We start from the raw sequence: 2,109 nt of genomic DNA, 5'->3' as shown, positions 1-2,109 counted from the left end.
ATGACGGACGCCGAGAACATCGCGTACCCGCTCATGTAGGCCGCGCTGATCGTGATCGTGTCGCTCAGCTGGGCCTCGCGCAGCACGACGTACGCCGTCATGACCTTGACCAGGCTGGCCACCGGAGCCCGGCGAGTCTCGCGCTTGCCGAAGTGCACCGTTCCGGCCGAGTCGACGACGTACGCGGACTTGGCCGCGACCTCCGGAGCGTCCGCCGCCGCGGCCGGAGAGGCGACCCCCACAACCAGTGCGAGGACGGCAGAGCCAATGAAACCCCCAATACGCATGCCAAACATGTTGGCAGGAGATCAAGAGTCCGTTTGCCGAACTACGCCATAAGGCCAGATCGGATGGGGTAAATCCAAGCTGGACCCGAGGGGAGTGGGCGGCCGTGGCGGGCAGGTTCATCATCAGCGAGGACGGGCAGGGCGGCTTCCGCTTCGCGCTCGTGGCGAACAACGGGCAGACGCTGGCGGTCGGTGAAGGCTATCCGACCAAGATCGCTTGCGTGAACGGCATCGAGACCGTGCGCAGGAACGCTCCGGAAGCCGTCATCGAGGACCAGACCGGGGCGACTCTAGGAGACCAGGGCCTCTGAGGAGGCGGCGCGCCGCTTCCTCCTGCGCCGCACCACCATCCAGGAGATCGCGGCCACGGCGAGCACGGCCACGACCGCCGCCGTGACGGGCGAGCGCGCGGCCAGCTCCAGCCATCCCCACACGATGGCCGTCAGGCCGAACCACCAGATCGGCGCCCAGGTCAGGCAGCCCAGCGCGCTCGCGACCACGTACCAGGGATAGGACACGCGCAGCGCACCCGCCACCCAGGGCAGCGTGTGCCGCAACATGGGCACCCAGAAGCAGCCGTAGACGGCCAGCGCGCCCCACTTCTCGACGACCCGCTCGATCTTCGCGATCCGCTCGCGCCCCAGCCGGACGCCCACGCGCGAGTCGTAGAGCTTCTCGCCCAGCCTGCGGCCGACCCAGTAGTACACCTGGAACGCGCCGAACAGGGCGAGGATGAGCACGGCCCCGACCAGCCAGTACGGCAGGCCGAACAAGGACGGCTTCATGGGATCGGCAATGCCGCTCATCCACCCACCCCTCCCGAAGCCTTAGGTCAGGCTTACCTTAGTTCAAGGTGCAAGCTTCCGCCACACCCGGTTGCAAGCCTCCGCAACCAGCCGACAACCAGGGCTCAACCACCCAGCCTCACTCTATGAGTGAGGCAAAAGGGGGTTGAACATGCCGGTGACAAGCGCAGCCGTCCTGGCCAGTGGCGCCAAGAGCGCGGCCAAGCTCCTCGTGGCCGCCCTGGCGTTCACCGGCGCGTACGCCGGCTTCGCCACCGCCCCCGATGGCGCCGGCGCCACACCCGAGCATGTGATGACCGTCACCCTGTCGGCCCGCGAGGCGCCCTACACCGAGCAACTCGAGCCCCGCGTGACCGTCAACCGGTCACGGGCGCCGAAGCCGTCAAGAACGTCCGTTTCCAGGTGAGCTGCCGACCGATCGCTGCGCCGCCTCCACCCAGCGCGGCACGCCGACCCGCTCGGCCACCTCGAGCGCCTTCTTGTAGTGTTCGCGCGCGGCGTCGGGCTGCCCCAGGCGTATGGCGAGGTCTCCGAGCGTCAGCGCCACCGGCCACAGGGCCACCACGCCGGTGCCCGCACCCGCCACCCGGTCGGCGAACGGCTTGAGCTTGTCGTAGCAGTCGACCATCCGCTCCCGGTCGTCGAGCAGCATGCCGGCCAGGGCCCGCCAGGTCATCGCCAGCTCGTAGAGGAAGTCGGGGCGCACCGGCGGACGGGTGGCGGCCACGGCCTTGGCGTCCTGGAGATGCCCCGCCGAGGCCAGGGCCAGCGCGTACGCGTCGAGCGTCCACTTGGCGCCCCGCCCGTGGGCCTCGGCGAGCAGGTCGACCATCTCGGCCGCCCGGCCGTCCACCAGGTGCAGGCAGAACGCCGTGATCAGCGGGAGGTCCTGGCGGCCCTCCAGCATGCCCGCCCGCGCGGTCATCCTGGCCGCCTCGCGGTAGGCCCGCTCGGCGCCCGCGTAGTCGCCGGAGATCATCAGCCGCTGGCCCGCGTACCAGACCACGACCGCGGCG

Annotated in this window: 3 protein-coding genes and 2 pseudogenes; 2 read left to right on the top strand and 3 right to left on the bottom strand. The window is 69.9% G+C overall.

Going from position 1 to position 2,109, the window contains the following annotated elements:
- Positions 1-287: pseudogene (locus AB0J09_RS63150) on the bottom strand (hypothetical protein); the annotation flags it as partial.
- A 104-nt stretch (positions 288-391) separates the two neighbouring features.
- Between AB0J09_RS63150 and AB0J09_RS63145 the strand changes: the two are divergent.
- A complete protein-coding gene (locus AB0J09_RS63145; protein WP_360713905.1) occupies positions 392-598 on the top strand; it encodes a YegP family protein in 207 nt (68 codons plus the stop codon).
- Here AB0J09_RS63145 and AB0J09_RS63140 read toward each other — a convergent pair.
- Positions 578-1,093 (bottom strand): VTT domain-containing protein, encoded by a 516-nt coding sequence (locus tag AB0J09_RS63140; RefSeq protein ID WP_360713903.1) that lies wholly within the window; start codon positions 1,091-1,093, stop codon positions 578-580. The genes AB0J09_RS63145 and AB0J09_RS63140 overlap by 21 nt on opposite strands.
- A 151-nt stretch (positions 1,094-1,244) precedes the next feature.
- Between AB0J09_RS63140 and AB0J09_RS63135 the strand changes: the two genes are divergently transcribed.
- Positions 1,245-1,499 (top strand): hypothetical protein, encoded by a 255-nt coding sequence (locus tag AB0J09_RS63135; protein ID WP_360713901.1) that lies wholly within the window; start codon positions 1,245-1,247, stop codon positions 1,497-1,499.
- On the opposite strand, the pseudogene AB0J09_RS63130 reads toward AB0J09_RS63135, so the two are convergent.
- Positions 1,476-2,109: pseudogene (locus tag AB0J09_RS63130) on the bottom strand (ATPase); the annotation flags it as partial. The gene AB0J09_RS63135 and the pseudogene AB0J09_RS63130 overlap by 24 nt on opposite strands.

The organism is Nonomuraea sp. NPDC049784, assembly GCF_040659615.1.
Taxonomy (GTDB): Bacteria; Actinomycetota; Actinomycetes; order Streptosporangiales; family Streptosporangiaceae; genus Nonomuraea.
This window is presented reverse-complemented; position numbering and strand designations above follow the sequence as displayed.

Coding starts and splice junctions, on each gene's coding strand:
- AB0J09_RS63140 (WP_360713903.1), bottom strand. CDS start 1,093: ATGAGCGGCATTGCCGATCCCATGAAGCCGTCCTTGTTCGGCCTGCCG.
- AB0J09_RS63135 (WP_360713901.1), top strand. CDS start 1,245: ATGCCGGTGACAAGCGCAGCCGTCCTGGCCAGTGGCGCCAAGAGCGCG.